Origin of the sequence: Kitasatospora sp. NPDC017646, from assembly GCF_044329365.1 — a bacterium.
Classification (GTDB): domain Bacteria; phylum Actinomycetota; class Actinomycetes; order Streptomycetales; family Streptomycetaceae; genus Kitasatospora.
In genome coordinates, this window is the sequence record NZ_JBIRJC010000026.1 from 79,647 (window position 1) to 96,341 (window position 16,695).

The 16,695-nt window shown below is 74.5% G+C and carries 9 protein-coding genes; 2 read left to right on the forward strand and 7 right to left on the reverse strand.

The features are described 5' to 3' along the window. The first annotated feature begins 202 nt into the window (after nt 1-202). A complete protein-coding gene (locus ACH4J0_RS30780) occupies nt 203-904 on the forward strand; it encodes a DUF5937 family protein (protein ID WP_396243987.1) in 702 nt (233 codons plus the stop codon). 47 nt (nt 905-951) lie between these two features. Beyond that, the gene (locus tag ACH4J0_RS30785) at nt 952-1,803 is read left to right on the forward strand and encodes a PhzF family phenazine biosynthesis protein (RefSeq protein ID WP_396243988.1); all 852 of its coding nucleotides are present in this window, start codon (nt 952-954) and stop codon (nt 1,801-1,803) included. 41 nt (nt 1,804-1,844) lie between these two features. Here ACH4J0_RS30785 and ACH4J0_RS30790 read toward each other — a convergent pair whose 3' ends face one another. The 7 genes from ACH4J0_RS30790 to ACH4J0_RS30820 form a co-directional block, all read right to left on the reverse strand. After that, nucleotides 1,845-3,074 carry a PLP-dependent aminotransferase family protein gene (locus ACH4J0_RS30790; protein WP_396244008.1) on the reverse strand — a complete coding sequence of 410 codons (1,230 nt, stop codon included), beginning with the start codon at nt 3,072-3,074 and terminating at the stop codon, nt 1,845-1,847. A 65-nt stretch (nt 3,075-3,139) separates the two neighbouring features. Then, entirely contained in the window at nt 3,140-4,267 is a 1,128-nt protein-coding gene (locus ACH4J0_RS30795; RefSeq protein WP_396243989.1) for an alpha-hydroxy acid oxidase, read from the reverse strand. Further along, nucleotides 4,264-5,376: a 4-hydroxyphenylpyruvate dioxygenase gene (gene hppD / locus ACH4J0_RS30800; RefSeq protein WP_396243990.1), complete on the reverse strand. Its 1,113-nt coding sequence runs from the start codon at nt 5,374-5,376 to the stop codon at nt 4,264-4,266. Before hppD ends, ACH4J0_RS30795 begins: the two co-directional genes overlap by 4 nt. Nucleotides 5,377-5,490: 114 nt before the next feature. Further along, nucleotides 5,491-6,804 (reverse strand): MFS transporter, encoded by a 1,314-nt coding sequence (locus ACH4J0_RS30805; protein WP_396243992.1) that lies wholly within the window; start codon nt 6,802-6,804, stop codon nt 5,491-5,493. Nucleotides 6,805-6,869: 65 nt separating this feature from the next. Continuing rightward, nucleotides 6,870-7,892, reverse strand: coding sequence for a pyridoxal phosphate-dependent aminotransferase (locus tag ACH4J0_RS30810; protein ID WP_396243994.1), 1,023 nt, complete (start codon nt 7,890-7,892; stop codon nt 6,870-6,872). Continuing rightward, entirely contained in the window at nt 7,892-8,938 is a 1,047-nt protein-coding gene (locus tag ACH4J0_RS30815; RefSeq protein ID WP_396243996.1) for an SAM-dependent methyltransferase, read from the reverse strand. Before ACH4J0_RS30815 ends, ACH4J0_RS30810 begins: the two co-directional genes overlap by 1 nt. 126 nt (nt 8,939-9,064) lie before the next feature. Next, complete coding sequence (locus ACH4J0_RS30820) at nt 9,065-16,666, reverse strand: amino acid adenylation domain-containing protein (protein WP_396244009.1); 7,602 nt, start codon at nt 16,664-16,666, stop codon at nt 9,065-9,067. Nucleotides 16,667-16,695: the final 29 nt, after the last annotated feature.

Consider the following 16,695-nt stretch of genomic DNA (forward strand, 5'->3'; position numbering starts at 1 on the left):
TGGCCGCACTTCGCGGGGCTCAATCACTTGGCCGGAAGGGCCCGCCGGGGGGGGGGGGGGGGCCCGTACTTTTGACGGTTACCGTCAATCGACGGCGGGCCAGGTCACCGGGGGGGGCAGGATCACTGTCGTGAGTGAGCGGAGCATGGGGGTCCCCCGGCCGGAGGCTGGGGGAGAGTCATCGAGCGGTGCGTGTGGGCGAGTGCCCCGCCGTCGCCCGGGGCCCCGGCAGGCCGCCTTCGCCGAGCGGCTGCTCGCCGATCCGCCCGCCGTCCGGGCCCTGGTGCGGAAGATGCTGGAGGACTGCCAGTCCGTGTTCTTCGCCGACGCCTGGCAGCGGGTCCTGCCCGACCTGGCGGCCGACTCCCGGCGCAAGGCCGACCTGCTCGCCCGCCGCGGCCTCGCCGAGGCCGTCGGCGCGATGTCCCCCTCGGTCTCCCTGCACGAGAGCGACGGACGGCGGCGGATCGTCATCGACAAGCTCCAGGACAGCACCGCCATCGCGACCGACCGGGGCGGCGTCACCTTCATCCCCACCGTCTTCGGCCGCCCCCACCTGCTGGCGGTGTACGCCCAGGGCTGGCGGCCGGTGCTCCAGTACCCCGTGGCCGAGGCGGGCCTGCCCGAGCCGGTCTCGCTCGCCCTGGTCCAGCAGCGGCTGGAGGCCCTCGCCCATCCGATCCGGCTGCGGCTTGCCCGCACCATCGCCCGAGGCCCGCACACCACCGGCGAACTCGCCACCGCCTGGCAGCTCAGCGCCCCCGAGGTGTCCCGCCACCTGGCCGTGCTGCGCAAGGCCGGGCTGCTGATCACCGAGCGGCGAGGGCGGTACATGCTCTACCAGCTGGACCTGGCCGGCAGCGCCCGGCTGGGCTCGGACTTCCTGGAGGCGGTGCTGCGGTGACCGGTGCCGCCGGGAACAGTGATCACCGGCGGGACGTTCGTCCGGTCATGACTGACGACGCTCCTGAGATCCTCCGCTACGCCGCCTTCGCGATCCGCGCGGAGGGCGGAAACCCGGCGGGCGTGGTGCTCGACGCCACCGGACTGACCGAGGAGCGGATGCTCGCCGTCGCCGCCGAGGTCGGGTACTCCGAGACCGCCTTCCTGACCCCCGGGGACGCCCAGGGCGCGTACCGCGTACGGTACTTCAGTCCGCTCACCGAGGTGCCGTTCTGCGGGCACGCGACGGTGGCCTCCGCCGTCGCGCTGGCCGAGCGGACCGGCCCCGGTCGGTACGTGTTCGGCACCGCCGCCGGTGACGTCCCCGTCGAGGTCGAGCGCGGTGCCGACGGCCTGCGGGCGACGCTGACCAGCGTCGAGCCGGAGGTCGAGGAGGTGCCGGCGGCGGACGTCGAGGAGGCGCTCGCGCTGCTCGGCTGGGCGGCCGCCGACCTGGACCCGGCGCTCCCGCCGCGGATCGCCTACGCCGGCGCCCGGCACCTGGTCCTCGCCGCGGGAACCCGGGCCCGACTGGCGCGCCTGGACTACGACTTCGACGGCCTGGCCGCGTTCATGCGCGCCCGTGACCTGGTCACCCTGCAGCTGGTCTGGCGGGAGACCGCCGAGGTCTTCCACGTCCGTGACCCGTTCCCGGTCGGCGGCGTGGTCGAGGACCCTGCCACCGGCGCCGCCGCGGCGGCCTTCGGCGCGTACCTGCGCGAGCTGGGCGCGGTGGCGGCGCCGACGGTACTGACGCTGCACCAGGGCGAGGACCTCGGCCGCCCCGGTGTCCTGCGGGTCGAACTGCGTGCCGGGGACGCCCGGGTGCGGGTCTCCGGCACGGCGGTGGCGATCCCGTAGGGCTGCTCCGGCGGGCGGGGCCGCTCCCCGCCCGCCGGCGCTCAGGACCGGTCGGTGAGCAGGGCGGCCAGGCCGTCCAGCCCCCGGTCGACGGTCGCCGGGTCGACCTGGCTGACGGACAGCCGCAGCTGCCGCTCCCCGCCCGCTCCCGGGTAGAAGTGGGACATCGGCGTCCAGATCACCCCGTACCGTGAGGCGGAGAGCTCCAGCAGCGCGTCGTCCACCGTGCACGGCACGGTGAGCACCAGGAAGAACCCGCCGCGCGGCTCGTTCCAGCTCACCCCGACGCCGGGCGGGAAGCGCCGGGCCAGACCGTCCAGCACCAGTGCCAGATTGCGCCGGTAGAGCGCGGCGACCTCGGTGTTGGCGGCCCGCAGGCTGAAGCCGTGTTCGAGCAGCGCCCCGCCGATCACCGCCTGGGCGATCGGCGAGGTGTTCACCGTGGTCATGCTCTTGACCATGCCGAGCAGGTCGGCCAGCAGCACGGTGCCGCCCGCGCCGTCCGCCACCAGCTGGTCCGCCACCACGTACCCGACCCGGGCGCCCGGCAGGGCCGTCTTGGCGAAGGACCCCAGGTGGACGACCCGCCGCCCGGTGTCCAGGGCCTTGAGCGAGGGCAGCCGCTCCTCGCCCGCGAACACGCAGTACGGGTTGTCCTCCAGGACCAGGAAGTCCTCCTCGGCGGCCAGCGCCAGCAGCTTCCGGCGCAGCTCCAGCGGCAGACTGGCGCCACTCGGGTTGGCCACGTCCGGCACCAGGTAGAGCGCGCGCGGGCGCAGCCCCTCGGCCCGGGCGGCGGCGAGCCGGCGGCGCAGGTCGGCGAGGTCCAGCCCGTCCGGACCGTCGGCCACCGGCCGTACCGGCAGGTCCGCCAACAGGGCGGCGCCGGTCAGCCCGACGTACGTCGGCGAGACGGCCAGCACCACGTCCTCGGGGCCGCGGCGCAGCGCCCGCAGCACCAGGAACATCGCCTCCTGGCAGCCGACCGTCACCACGACCGACTCGGCGGGCACCTCGATGCCCTCGTCCACCGCGAGGTGGGCGGCGATCAGCTCGTGGATGATCCCCTTGGTCCGCCCGTACTGGAGCACCTGACGCCGGGCCGCCTCCTCGGAGAGGCCGCGCTCGGTGCGCAGGTGGTCGACGTAGCGGTCCAGGTGGCGGTGGACGGCCTCCAGCTCGAAGAACTGCTCGGCCGGGCGGCCGGCCGCGAAGGAGACCGCTTCCGGGTAGCGGATGGAGATCTCGTTGAGCAGGTTCATCGAGGTCATCGCCGGGTCGGCGAGGGACGGGTGCAGCTCGGCCAGCCGCAGTTCGTGCGGTGGGGCGATGGGGGTCACGGGGCACTCCAGGCGGGACAGGGCATCGGCGTGGTGCGCAGTTCGGCGGCGGAGGCCAGGTCGGCGCAGCCGGCCAGGCCGAGCGCGTGCCGCAGTTCGGTGGCCAGCAGTTCCAGCACCCGGGCGCAGCCCGGTTCGCCGCCGGCCGCCAGGCCCCAGATCAGCGGCCGCCCGAGCAGCACCCCGGACGCCCCCAGGGCCAGCGCGGTGAGAACGTCCGCGCCGCCGCGTACCCCGCTGTCCAGCAGTACCTGGCAGTTCCGGCCGGACAGCGCCTCGGCGACGGCGGGCAGCGCCGTCAGGGAGGGCACCGCCCGGTCGAGCTGGCGTCCGCCGTGGTTGGACACCACGACGGCGTCGGCGCCCAGCTCGGCGGCCCGCAGCGCGTCCGCCGGATCGAGCACGCCCTTGACCACCAACGGCAGTTCGGTCCGCTCGCGCAGCCAGGCGAGGTCCGCCCAGGTGACGGCGGGGGAGAGCAGCTCGGCGGTGTGCGCGGCCACCGCCGAGACCTCGGCGGTGGCCCGGTGCGCCCGCCCGGCGGCGCCGTCCTCCAGCAGCGCCGCACGGACGTCGGCGGGCAGCGCGAAGGCGTTGCGGGCGTCGCGCAGCCGGCGGCCCATGTACGGCACGTCGGCGGTGACGACCAGGCACTCGCTGCCCACCGCCGTGGCCGCGGCGACCAGGTCGAGCAGCCGACCCCGGTCGCGCAGCCAGTACAGCTGGAACCAGAGCGTGGCACCCGTCGCCGCCAGCTCCTCGAAGCCGACGCTGCTGAGCGTGCCGACGGTGAACGGCACCCCCGCCGCGGCCGCCGCCCGGGCCGAGGCCAGCTCGCCGTCCGGGTGGAACAGCCGGTGGTAGGCGAGCGGCGCCACCGCCACCGGCAGGGCCGACCGGCTGCGCACCAGGGTCGCGGAGGTGTCGCAGGCGGACACGTCGGCCAGCACCCGGGGCACCACGGCCAGCCGGTCGAAGGCCGCCCGGTTGGCGGCGAGGGTGTGCTCCCGCTCGGCGCCGCCGGCCAGCCAGTCCCAGACCCCGGGCGGCAGGGCGGAGCGGGCGAGGTCGGCGAACTCGGCCACGCTGAGGGGAGGTTGGTGGGTCGTGGCGGTTGCGGTCATCGGGCGACTTCGCTGGCGTTGCGCTGGAGCTCGACGGCCTCGTAGAGGGCGCGGATGTTGTTGCTGCCGAAGTTGCGGGCCCGGATGCGCTCGATCACCTCGAAGAAGAAGGTGCCGCGCGGGTGGCGGGAGCGGGTGAAGATCTGGAACAGCTGACCGTCGTGGTCCTGGTCGACCAGCAGGTTGAGCTCGCGCAGCTGGTCGAGGGAGTGCCGCAACGGGGTGAGCCGGGCGGGCAGGGCGTCGAAGTAGGCGGCCGGGGTGCGTAGGAAGGGCACGCCGCGCGCGGCCATGGTGGCGACGGAGTGGACGGCGTCCTGGGAGGAGAAGGCCACGTGCTGCACCCCGGCGCCGCCGTGGTCGGCGAGGAAGGAGGCGATCTGGCCGCCGGCGTCCGGGGTGAGCGGCTCGATCAGGGTGAGGGTGACGCTGTGGTCGGGGCTCTGCACGACCATCGAGTCCATGCCGAGCGCGCCGACCTCGATCCGCTCCTCGAAGATCATCCGGAAGCCGAAGACCTCGCAGTAGCGGCGGACGGTCTCGCGCAGCTCGCCGGAGGGGACGCAGACCGCGAAGTGGTCGACCGAGCGCAGGCCCACCGCGTCGGCGCCGCGGGTCGGTTCCTGGTCGGCCGGCGCGACGTCGGGCAGGCCGGGTATCCGGTCGGTGGGCACGTCGGGGCCCCGCTCGACCAGGGTGTGCACCACGTCGCCGAAGGCGGCGACCACGGCGGTGACGCAGCCGTCCACGGCCTGCGGCGGGCGCAGCCCGTCGGCGCCCCGGCCGGTCAGCGTCCGGTAGGCGGCGGTCGCGTCCGGCACCCGCAGGGCCAGCGCGGCCACGCCGTCGTCGTGCCGGGCCAGGTAGTCGGTGGCCGGGTGGCCGGCGGCCAGCGGCTGGGTCAGCAGCAGGCGGACGGCGGCCTGGCCGACGAGGGCCGAGACGCAGCGCTCGGCGCTCTCGCCGCGCTCGGTGGGCGGGACGAGCAGGTCGAACCCGTACTCGGAGGTCAGCCGGGCGAGTTCGGCGGCGAGGTCGGCCACGTAGAACTCGACGTGGTCCAGCGCCAGGGGAAGCGGGGCGGTGGCGGGAGAGGAACGGTCGGGCATCTGAGGAGGCTCTCTCGTGAGGAGTGCACGGAGGCCCGCCCCGGGCGGCGGTGCGGTGCGGCAGGGCCGCCGCCGGGGCGGGCCGGTGGCGTGGTGCGGAAGGACAGGTGGGCCCTACGGGCGCGGGGCGGACTCGGCGGGCACTTCGGCGGGCTCCTCCGCGGGGTCCGCGGTCGGATCCGCGGCCGGATCCGCGGTCAGTTCGGCGGCGGGCTGGTCGGTCGACTCCTCCTCGTCCTCGTCGTCCTCGACGACGGCGTCGGGCTTGCCGAGCAGGAAGACGGCCGACAGGAGCGCGCCGACCACCATGGCGGCGAGCACCGTCCGGAAGTCCAGCGCGGCCACCAGTCCGGCGCCGAGACCGATGGCGAGCGCCTGCGGGGCGGTGAGCGAGAGGTTGACGGCCGCCTGGGTGCGGCCCATCAGCCGAGGCGGGGTGAGGGCCTGGGCGGCCGTGGCCAGACCGACCACGCCGGCCGGCATGCCGGCCCCGGCGATCAGCAGGCCGGCCGACACCACCCAGACCGAGGGCGCCAGCAGCAGGACGGCGCCGAGACCGAAGACCGCCGAGCCGAGCATGACGGTCCGCCGGGGGCCGAGCTTGCCGATCAGGATGCCGCCCAGCACCGAGCCGCCCAGCGCCCCGACCGCCTCCACCGTCTCCAGCACGCCCAGGAACTGCGGCGAGCGGTGCAGCCCGTGCTGGATCAGCGAGAACAGCACCGGCTGGAGGAAGCTGAGCACGGTCGCGGTGGCGGTGGTCGCGACCAGCAGCGGCAGCAGCGAGCTGGTGGTGCGCAGGTGCTGGAAGCCCGCCAGCACCTCGGTGCGCCAGTGCCGGCCGGACGGCTCCGGCGCCGGCTCGTTCACCCGCAGCGCCAGGAAGGCGAGCGCCGCCGCGACCAGGATGCCGATGTCGACCAGGGCGACGGCCCGGCCGCCGAGCCACCCGTACAGGCCGGAACCGACCAGCGGCGCCACCAGCGTGGTGCCGGCGCGCATGGTCTGGGTGAACCCGACGGCCGCTCCGAAGTCCTGACGCTCCGTCAGTATGGTTCGCAGCATGGCACTCTGGGCCGGGGTGAGGACGGCCCCGGCCAGCCCGTAGAGCACCGCCGTGGCGTAGATGATCCACAGGTGGCCGCGGCCGTCGACCAGCAGCAGCGGCGAAACCGCCACCGCCAGCGCGAGGTTGACCGTGACCAGCAGCGGCCGGCGGCGGACCCGGTCGGCGACCAGGCCGCCGAGCGGCAGCAGCAGCATCGGGACGGCGTAGCAGAACATCACCAGACCGGCCGCCGAACTGCTCCCCGTCAGGACCTTGGCCCAGATGCCGAGGGCGATGAAGAGGGCGCTGTCCCCGAGGACGGACAGTGTCTGTCCCGCGATGTAGAGCCGGAATTCCGGCCGCGCCAGAAGTGGGTGCATGTCCTGTCCTTAGCTGCTGCGGTCTGGTGAATGGTGCGGGTCGGCCGGTGACGCTGGGGCCCGTCCTAGCGGGGCGCGGTGACGGCCCGGTGGGCGCGGGTGAATCCTTCGAGCACGGCGTCGTTGGCGTCCTTCTCGCCGACGGCGATCCGGATGCCCTGGCTCGGGTAGAAGCGGACGGCCACGCCGAGCCGCTCCAGTTCCTCCTTGACCGGCGTCTCGTCGCCCGGGGCGGACACCCAGAGGAAGTTGGTCAGGCTCGGCGGCACCGACCGGCCCAGGGCGAGCAGTCCGGCCCGCAGCCGCTCCCGCTCCTCGGCGATCTCGGCGATCCGCCGGTCCACCTCCTCCTGGGCCGCGACGGCGGCCAGCAGGCCCGCCTCCTGGAGCCGGTTCACCGCGTACGGCACCTGGTGGTCCCGCACGCGCTGCGCCACGGACTCCTCGGCGACCGCGTAGCCGATCCGCAGCGCGGCCAGGCCGTGCGACTTGGACAGGGTGCGCAGCACCACCAGGTTCGGCCACTCGGCGATCCGGGCCGGCACGTCCGGAGCCGCCCAGCCCCGGGCGAAGTCGATGTACGCCTCGTCCAGCAGGACCAGCGCGGTGGCCGGCACCCGGCGAAGGAAGCCGGTCAGCTCCGCCCAGGAGTAGATCGTGCCGGTCGGGTTGTGCGGGTTGCACAGCACGACGATCCGGGTGCGCCCGTCCACCTGTCCGGCCATCGCGGCCAGGTCGTGCCGGGCGTCCGGGCCGAGCGGCACGGGCCGGGCCTCGGCGCCGGCGATCCGGCAGAACAGCGGGTACGCGTCGAAGCAGGGCGCCGAGTGCACCACGTTGTCGCCGGGGCGGACGACGGAGTGGAACAGGTCCAGCGCCACGCCCGCCGAGCCGTGGCCGACCACGACCTGCCCAGCCGGGACGGCCTGCCAGTCGGCGATGATCCCGGCGAAGCGCTCCGGGCGCAGGTCCGGGTAGCGGTTCAGGTCGGCGGTGGCCCCGGCCAGGGCGGCCAGTACGGACGGCAGCGGCGGGTACGGGTGCTCGTTCTGGGCCAGCAGGTGTCTGGCCCCGGAATCGGCGGCCATCAGTCGGCCTGGAGGACGTAGAGCCAGGAGTGAGGGGTGGCCAGTGCCTCGACGCGGTCGATCCGCAGCCCGGCGTCGGCGAACAGCCGCTCGTAGGTCTCCTTGGTGTGCAGCGGAACGCCCATCATCGCGTGCGCCAGCTCGAAGCCGACCGAGAAGACCGGCATCGCGCTCTGCGACTCGCCCGGGCCGCGCAGCATGGTGTCGCCGAGCACGAAGGTGCGGGCCTTCGGGAAGGCCTCGCGCATCCGGGTGAAGATCGAGGAGCGGGTGGTGGGGTCGGCCAGCAGGTCGTGCAGCAGGAAGAAGCTCATCACGGTGTCGACCTCGGCCACCTCGGCGGCCTCGGCGTCGTTGTCGATCTGGGTGCCGAGCAGGCCCAGCACGTCGGCCCGGACGGCGGTGACCCGGTCCTGCATCCCGGCCGCGGCGATGTCGGCGCGGGCGATCTCGGTGGCCGGGCGGCTGATGTCGATGCCCAGGCCCCGGGAGCCCGCGCGCTGCGAGACCACCCGCCGCACCCGGGCGGAGGTGCCGCTGCCCAGGTCGGCGATGGTGCGGAAGTCGATACCGGAGAGCACGTCGGTCAGCTGCGCGGCGAACAGCGACTGGTCGCACTGGGCGGAGCCGAGGGCGACCATCGCCTCGTCGCGGTACACGTCCTCGTTGTAGCGGTGCGAGCCGGTGCTCAGGTGCCCGGCGCGGCCGAACACGTCGTGGTAGCCGCCGACGGCCCAGGTGAAGTAGCCGCGGGCGGAGGCGATCTCGATGCCCGCCTCGGTCGGCAGGAAGCCGGCGCCGTCGGCCTTGAGGTAGCCGTAGTCGGCGGCGGCGCGCAGCACGGCCTCGGTGCGGGCGGTGTCACCGGACTCGGCGGTGATCGCGGCGGCCGAGAGCGGCTCGCCGCGGCCGATCTGCTCCAGCACGCCGATCCGGTCCAGCGCGAAGATCACGTTGGCGGCGATGAAGCCGTTGTAGGCGTCGGTCGACGAGATCGGCGCCGGGGTGATGCCGCGCCAGGAGTCGGGGATGACGGCAGTCTGCATCGGTGGTGTCCATTCCTCGTGGTGGGCCGGGTCGCGGCCGCTTGGCGTGGTGGTGCGGGGGGGGGGTGTCGCGGCGGTGCAGGGGGCAACGGGGCTTCGGTGACGGGGACTTCGGCGACGGGACTCTCAGTGGTGGTGCTCGGGGTCCGGCGCGGGGTGGCGCAGGCGGTCGGCGAGCACCGGGCCGATGACCGCGAGCGCCTCCGCGCCGGTCATCGCGCCGTGGGTGCTCGGCACCTCGTGGATCTCCACCCGGCCGCCCACGTGGGCCCGCCAGGTCTCGGGGTCGGGGGCGTCGGCCGGGCGGTCCTTGGCTGCGACGAAGACCAGCGCGTCGCCGTCGTAGCCCGGCAGCGGGGCATCAGCGGCCAGGGCGAGGTTGGCGAGGAAGACCTCGACCACCCGGGCCACCCCGGCCCCGCTCAGCCCGGTCAGCGGGCCCTCGCCGTGCCGGACCAGCTCGGCGTAGCCGACCTCGTCGGCGGGCCAGGCGGTGATCTCGCCGGCCCGCTGGCCGAGCGATCCGAGGATCGCGGCGAGCAGCGCGGGGTCGCGGCGGGCCTGGTCGTCTCCGGTGAACTCGGCGTACTCGTCGAGTTCCGGATAGCCGTCCAGCACGGCGAGCAGCTCCACCTGCTCGCCCTGCTCCCGCAGCAGCGCCGCCATCGCGTGGGCGACCGGGCCGCCGAAGGACCAGCCGAGCAGGGCGTACGGGCCCTCGGGCCGTACCGACCGCAGCTCGGCCAGGTACGTGCGGGCCATCTCGGCCAGGCTTTCCGGGTGGCGGGACAGGTCGGCCAGCCCGGGCGCCTGGAGGCCGTAGATCGGCTGCTCGGCGTCCAGGTGGCGCAGCAGGCCGGTGTAGACCCAGCTGATCCCGGCCGCCGGGTGCACGCAGAACAGCGGCGGGCGGGAGCCGCGGGTGCGGATCGGCAGCAGCACCGGGAAGGCCTCCTCGGCGGCTGCGCCGTCCCGGGCCCCGGCCAGCAGCTCGGCCAGCCCGGCGACGGTCGGGGCCTGGAACAGCGCCCGGACGCCGAGGTCGTCCGTGCCGGTCAGCTCGCGCATCCCGGCGACCAGACGGCCCGCCAGCAGGGAGTGGCCGCCCAGCTCGAAGAAGTTGTCGTCGATGCCGACCCGCTCCAGGCCGAGGATGTCGGCGAACAGCCCGCAGAGCACCTCCTCCAGCGGGGTGCGCGGCCCCCGGCCGCCGCCCGCGCGGCCCGGCTCGGGGGCGGGCAGCGCCCGCTCGTCGAGCTTGCCGTTCGGGGTCAGCGGCAGGCGCTCCAGCGGCACCAGGGCGGAGGGCAGCATGTAGTCCGGCAGCTCGGTGGCCAGGTGGGTGCGCAGCGCGTCCAGGTCGACCGGGCCGGCGGCGGGCACCAGGTAGCCGACCAGGCGCTTCCCGCCCGGGGCGTCCTCGCGGACCACCACGGCGGCGGAGGCCACCTCGGGCCGGCGGCTGAGCACCGAGCCGATCTCGCCCAGTTCGATCCGGAAGCCCCGGATCTTCACCTGCGCGTCGATCCGGCCCAGGTAGTCCAGTTCGCCGCCGGCCGTCCAGCGGGCCAGGTCGCCGGTGCGGTACATCCGGGTGCCGGGGGCGCCGTACGGGTCGGCGACGAAGCGTTCGGCGGTCAGCCCCGGGCGGCCCAGGTAGCCGCGGGCCAGGCCGGCCCCGGCGACGTACAGTTCGCCGGGCACCCCGGCGGGCACCGGTCGCAGCCGGGAGTCCAGCAGGTAGAGCCGCAGGTCCGGGATGCCCGCGCCGATCAGCGAACGGGACTGCCCGGCGGCCGTGTCGGCGTCCAGCGGGCGGTAGGAGACGTGCACGGTGGTCTCGGTGATGCCGTACATGTTGACCAGCACCGGGGCGTCCTCGGCGTGCCGCCGGTACCAGGGCGCCAGCCGGGCCAGGTCGAGCGCCTCGCCGCCGAAGACCACCCGCCGCAGGGCGAGCCGGGCGCCGAGCTCCGGCTCCTCCTGGTCGGCCTGCATCAACTGGTAGAAGGCGGAGGGGGTCTGGTTGAGGAAGGTGACCCGCTCGCGGACCAGCAGCTCCAGGAAGTCCCGGGGCGAGCGACTGGTTTCGAAGGGCACCACGACCAGGCTGCCGCCGTGCAGCAGCGCGCCCCACAGCTCCCAGACCGAGAAGTCGAAGGCGTAGGAGTGGAACAGCGTCCAGACGTCCTCCGGGCCCGGGGAGAACCAGTGGTCGGTGGCCGCGAACAGCCGGGCGACGTTGGCGTGCGGGATCACCACGCCCTTCGGCCGGCCGGTCGAGCCCGAGGTGTAGATGACGTACGCCGGGTGGTCCGGGCCGAGGGCGGGAGCGGGGGCTCCGGCGGCCGTACGGTCCAGCTCGGCCGCCGTCTCCGGGGTGTCGAGCAACAGCGACGGCACGGTCGGGTCGGGCAGTCGGGCGGCGGCCGTGGCGGTGGTGAGCAGCAGCTCGGGCGCGGAGTCGCGCAGGGTGTGGGCGATCCGGTCGGCCGGGTAGTCCGGGTCGATCGGTACGTAGGCGCCGCCCGCCTTGAGCACCGCCAGGACGGCGACCACCAGCTCCACCGAGCGGGGCAGGGCCAGCGCGACCAGGCGCTCGGGGCCCACGCCTCGGGCGGCGAGCAGCTGCGCCAGCCGGTTCGCCCGGGCGTCCAGCTCGGCGTAGCTGATCCGTTCGTCCCGGTGGACCACCGCCACGGCCTCCGGCGTCCGGGCCGCCTGGGCCGCGAACAGGGCCGGGATGGTGGGCAGTTCGGCGGTGCGCGGGTGCCGCTCGGGCCGGCTCCAGTGGTCCAGGATCAGCGTCCGCTCGGCCGGCGTGAGGATCTCCGCCTCGACGACCGGGCGGCCCGGGTCCGCCACCACGGCGGCGAGCAGCCGCTCGAAGCGCCCCCCGATCGCCGTCACGGTGGCCGGGTCGAACAGCTCCCGGGCGAACTCGACCACCACGCCGATCCCGGCCGGTGCCCCGTCCGTGTCCAGCTGCTCGCTGAAGCCGAACGCCAGGTCGAACTTGGCGAGTTCGGCCGCCGACGGTTCGACGCGGGCGGGCAGGCCGGCGAACGAGGGGGTGGCCGGCTCGCTGGTGCCGAAGGTCAGCATCACCTGGAACAGCGGGTGCCGGGCCGTCGAGCGGGCCGGGTTGAGCACCTCGACGAGCCGTTCGAAGGGCACGTCCTGGTGCTCGAAGGCTTCCAGGTTGGCCAGCCGCACACGTTCCAGCAGCTCGTGGAAGCTCGGGTCGCCGGAGAGGTCGGCGCGCAGCACCAGGGTGTTGACGAAGAAACCGATCAGCTCGTCGAGCGACTCGTCGGTGCGGCCCGCGATCGGGGTGCCGAGCGGGATGTCGGCGCCCGCGCCCAGTCGGCTCAGGGTGGCCGCCAGCGCGGCCTGCACCACCATGAACACGGAGGAGTGGCTCGTTCGCGCCAACTCGGCGACGCGGGCGTGGAGTCCGGAGGGGATCCGGAACTCGACGGTGTCCCCCCGGCGGGTGGGGGACATCGGCCGCTTGCGGTCGTAGGGGAGCGTCAGCTCCTCCGGCAGACCGGCCAGGGCCCGCTTCCAGTGGGCGAGTTGGGCGTGCTGGACGCTGGTCGGGTCGTCCTCGGCGCCGAGCAGCTCGCGCTGCCAGAGGGCGTAGTCGGCGTACTGCACCGGCAGTGGCTGCCAGTCGGGGGCGCTGCCGGTGCGGCGGGCCCGGTAGGCGGTGTCGAGGTCGCGCAGCAGGGGCGTGACGGACCAGCCGTCGCTGACGATGTGGTGCATCAGCACCAGCAGCACGTGCTCGTCGGCCGGCAGCGAGAACAGCCGGGCGCGGACCGGCAGGTCGCGGGCCAGGTCGAAGACCTCGCGGCTCGCCCCGGCGAGGGCCTCCCGCAGCTCCTCCTCGTCCGCCACCGGGCTTTCCCCTAGGGAGAGTCGGGCCGTCCCGGCGATCAGCTGGTGGGGTTGGCCGTCGGCGGTCGGGAAGGTGGTGCGCAGCACCTCGTGGCGGGTGACCACGTCGTTCAGGGCCTCGGCGAGGGCGGCGGTGTCGACCGCGCCGGTGAGGCGGAGGGCGAAGGGGGTGTTGTAGAGGGCGCTCGGGCCCTCGAACTGGTCGATGAACCAAAGGCGTTGCTGGGCGTGCGAGAGCGGGACCAGCTCGGGACGCTCCCGGCTCGTCAGCCGGGCGCGCACCGGGCCCGCGCCCTCGCCGAGGCGCGCGGCCAGCGCGGCGACGGTGGGGTGGTCGAAGAGGGTGCGGATGGGCAGTTCGGTGCGGAGGGTGGTGCGGATGCGGATGATGAGTTTGGTGGCGAGGAGGGAGTGTCCGCCGAGGTCGAAGAAGTCGTCGTCGATGCTGACGGTGGGCAGTCCGAGGGTCTCGGCGAAGAGCGTGCAGAGGGTCTGTTCGGCGTCGGTGCGGGGTGCGCGGCCTTCGGGGGTGGCGGTGTGGTCGGGGGCGGGGAGGGCGCGGCGGTCGACCTTGCCGTTGGGGGTGACGGGCAGGGTGTCGAGGGTGACGATCGCCGCCGGGAGCATGTAGGCGGGCAGGCGGTCGGTGACGAAGGTGCGCAGTTCGCCGGGCGTGGCGTCGCCGGTCACGTAGGCGACGAGGCGCTTGTCGCCGGGCTGGTCCTCGCGGACCACCGCCACCGCGTGACCCACCGCCGGGTGGGCGGCGAGCGCGGCCTCGACCTCGGCGGGCTCGATGCGGAAGCCGCGGATCTTGACCTGGTCGTCGGCGCGGCCGAGGAACTCCAGGATGCCGTCGGCGCTCCAGCGGACGACGTCGCCGGTGCGGTACATCCGTTCGCCCTTGCCGCCGTAGGGGCAGGCGACGAAGCGCTCCGCGGTCAGGGTCGGGCGGCCGACGTAGCCCCGGGCGAGGCCGTTGCCCGCGATGTACAGCTCGCCGGGGACGCCCACGGGGACGGGCTGGAGGGCGTCGTCCAGCACGTACAACCGGGTGTTGGCGAGCGGACGGCCGATCGGCACCACGGCGGGGACCTCCGCGCCGGGCGACATGGTGAAGGTGGTCTTGATGGCCGTCGTCTCCGTCGGCGCGTAGACCGCGACCACGTCCGTCTCCGGGCACACCTGGAACAGCCGGCGCACGGCCTCCGGGGGCACCACGTCGCCGCCCGTCCACACCTGCCGGACCGTGCGGAACGCCTCCGGGGTCTCCTCGGCCATCAGTCGCAGCAGGCCCGAGGGCGCCTGCACCAGGGTGACGGCGTGCCGGGTGACGGTCGCCGCCAGGGCGGTCAGGTCGAGCTGCCCGGGGGCGGCCAGCACGATCCGCCCGCCGGTCACCAGCGGCGCCCACACCTCGGTGGTGGAGGCGTCGAAGGCGGTGGGCGAGTGGAGCAGCACGCTCTCGTGGTGGCCCAGGTGGAAGTGCCGGTTGGCCAGCAGGTCGACCACGTTGCGGTGGGTGACCGCGACGCCCTTGGGGACACCGGTCGAGCCCGAGGTGTACATCACGTAGACGAGCTGGCCGGGGAGCGGGCGCCGGCCGGCCGGCGTGGCGGTGCGTGTTTCGGTGACGTCCAGGGGGGTCGGTCCGTCGGCGGTGAGCACCGGGTGGTCGCGGTGGGCCGGGTCGACCAGCACGAGCCGCGCCCGGGTGTCCGCGAGGATGTGCTGCATCCGGTCCAGCGGGTAGCGGGCGTCCAGCGGGACGTAGGTTCCGCCCGCCTTGGTGACCGCGAGGATCGCCGTCACCAGGTCGGCCGAGCGGTCCATCAGGATCGCGACCGGCTCCTCCACCGCCAGCCCGCGGTCCAGCAGGACGGCCGCCAACGAACCGGCCCGGGCGTCCAGTTCGGCGTAGCTGAGCCGCTCGGTGTCGGAGACCACGGCGACGGCGTCGGGGGTGGCGACGGCCTGGGCCTCGAACAGTTCGGACAGCGTGGTGTCCGCGACCGGGACGGCGGTGTCGTTCCAGCCGGTGAGGACCAGGCTCCGCTCGGCCGGGCTGAGGATCCCGATCCCGCCGATGGGCGTGTCCGGCTCGGTGGCGACGGCGTCCAGGACGCGCAGCAGGCGCTCGACGAGGGTGGCGACGGTGATGTGGTCGAACAGGTCCGCCGCGTACTCCACGGCCGCCGCCACACCGAGCGCCGTCCCGTCCTCGCCGTGCTGTTCGGTGAAGTTGAAGTTCAGGTCGAAGTGCGCCAGGGACTCGCCCGCGCCCTCCAGGACCCCGCTGACCTCGCCGAGGGTGAGCACGGGTGCCGGGCCGCTGCTGACGGTCAGGACGGTCTGGAAGAGGGGGTGGCGGGCGGGGGTGCGGGTGGGGTTGAGCTGTTCGACCAGGCGCTCGAAGGGGATGTCCTGGTGCTCGAAGGCGTCCAGGTCGGTGCGGCGGACGCGGTCGAGGAGCCGGCGGAAGGTGGGGTTGCCGGAGGTGTCGGTGCGCAGGACGAGGGTGTTGACGAAGAAGCCGACCAGGTCGTTGAGGGCTTCGTCGGTACGTCCGGCGACGGGGGTGCCGAGCGGCAGGTCGGTACCCGCTCCGAGCCGGGTGTACAGCGCGGCGACGGCGGCCTGGAGGACCATGAACAGGCTGGCGCGGTTGTCGGTGGCCAACTCGGCGAGACGGGCGTGCAGTTCTGCGTCCAACCGGTACTCGACCGTCCCGGCGCGGTGGCTCGGGGTGGCGGGGCGTGGCCGGTCGTAGGGCAGCGCCAGCTCCTCCGGGAGGTCCACCAGGGCCTGCTTCCAGTGGGCGAGTTGGGCGTGCTGGGCGCCGGTGGGATCGTCCTCGGTGCCGAGCAGCTCGTGCTGCCAGAGGGTGTAGTCGGCGTACTGGACCGGTAGCGGCTGCCACTCGGGGGCGCTGCCGGTGCGGCGGGCCCGGTAGGCGGTGTCGAGGTCGCGCAGCAGGGGCGTGACGGACCAGCCGTCGCCGGCGATGTGGTGGAGCAGGATGACCAGGGCGTGCCGGTCCGGGCCGGCGTTCGTCCCGTGGGAGAGCAGCGAGACCCGGATCGGCTGGTCCTCGCCGAGGCGGAACACCTCGGCGGTGGCCTCGGCCACGGCGGCGTGCAGCTGCTGCTCGTCGGCCACCCGACGGGTGCGGAGCACGGGCGGGACCGACTCGGCGATCAGCTGGTGGGGCTGGCCGTCGGTGGTGGCGAAGGTGGTGCGCAGCACCTCGTGGCGGGTGACCACGTCGTTCAGGGCCTCGGCGAGGGCGGCGGTGTCGATCGAACCGGTCAGGTGCGCGACGAACGGGGTGTTGTAGAGGGCGCTCGGGCCCTCGAACTGGTCGATGAACCAGAGGCGTTGCTGCGCCGGGGAAAGCGGGACGCGGGCCGGCCTGGTCCGCCGCTGGAGTGCCGGTCGGGCCTGGGCTCCTGTGGTGGCGGGCAGGGCGGGAGCGAGGGCGGCGATGGTGGGGGTGTCGAAGAGGGTGCGGATGGGGAGTTCGATGCCGAGGGTGGTGCGGATGCGGCTGATGAGTTTGGTGGCGAGGAGGGAGTGTCCGCCGAGGTCGAAGAAGTCGTCGTCGATGCTGACGGTGGGCAGTTCGAGGGTTTCGGCGAAGAGCGTGCAGAGGGTCTGTTCGGCGTCGGTGCGGGGTGCGCGGCCTTCGGGGGTGGCGGTGTGGTCGGGGGCGGGGAGGGCGCGGCGGTCGACCTTGCCGTTGGGGGTGACGGGCAGGGCGTCGAGGGTGACGACGGCGCCGGGGAGCATGTAGGCGGGCAGGCGGTCGGTGACGAAGGTGCGCAGTTCGCCGGGCGTGGCGTCGCCGGTGACGT

Bases quoted from the DNA above. Each gene is read 5' to 3' on its own strand.
- ACH4J0_RS30810 (WP_396243994.1), bottom strand. From the start codon at position 7,892: ATGGCCGCCGATTCCGGGGCCAGACACCTGCTGGCCCAGAACGAGCAC.
- ACH4J0_RS30805 (WP_396243992.1), bottom strand. From the start codon at position 6,804: ATGCACCCACTTCTGGCGCGGCCGGAATTCCGGCTCTACATCGCGGGA.
- ACH4J0_RS30815 (WP_396243996.1), bottom strand. From the start codon at position 8,938: ATGCAGACTGCCGTCATCCCCGACTCCTGGCGCGGCATCACCCCGGCG.
- ACH4J0_RS30795 (WP_396243989.1), bottom strand. From the start codon at position 4,267: ATGACCGCAACCGCCACGACCCACCAACCTCCCCTCAGCGTGGCCGAG.
- ACH4J0_RS30790 (WP_396244008.1), bottom strand. From the start codon at position 3,074: ATGACCTCGATGAACCTGCTCAACGAGATCTCCATCCGCTACCCGGAA.
- ACH4J0_RS30785 (WP_396243988.1), top strand. From the start codon at position 952: ATGACTGACGACGCTCCTGAGATCCTCCGCTACGCCGCCTTCGCGATC.
- hppD (WP_396243990.1), bottom strand. From the start codon at position 5,376: ATGCCCGACCGTTCCTCTCCCGCCACCGCCCCGCTTCCCCTGGCGCTG.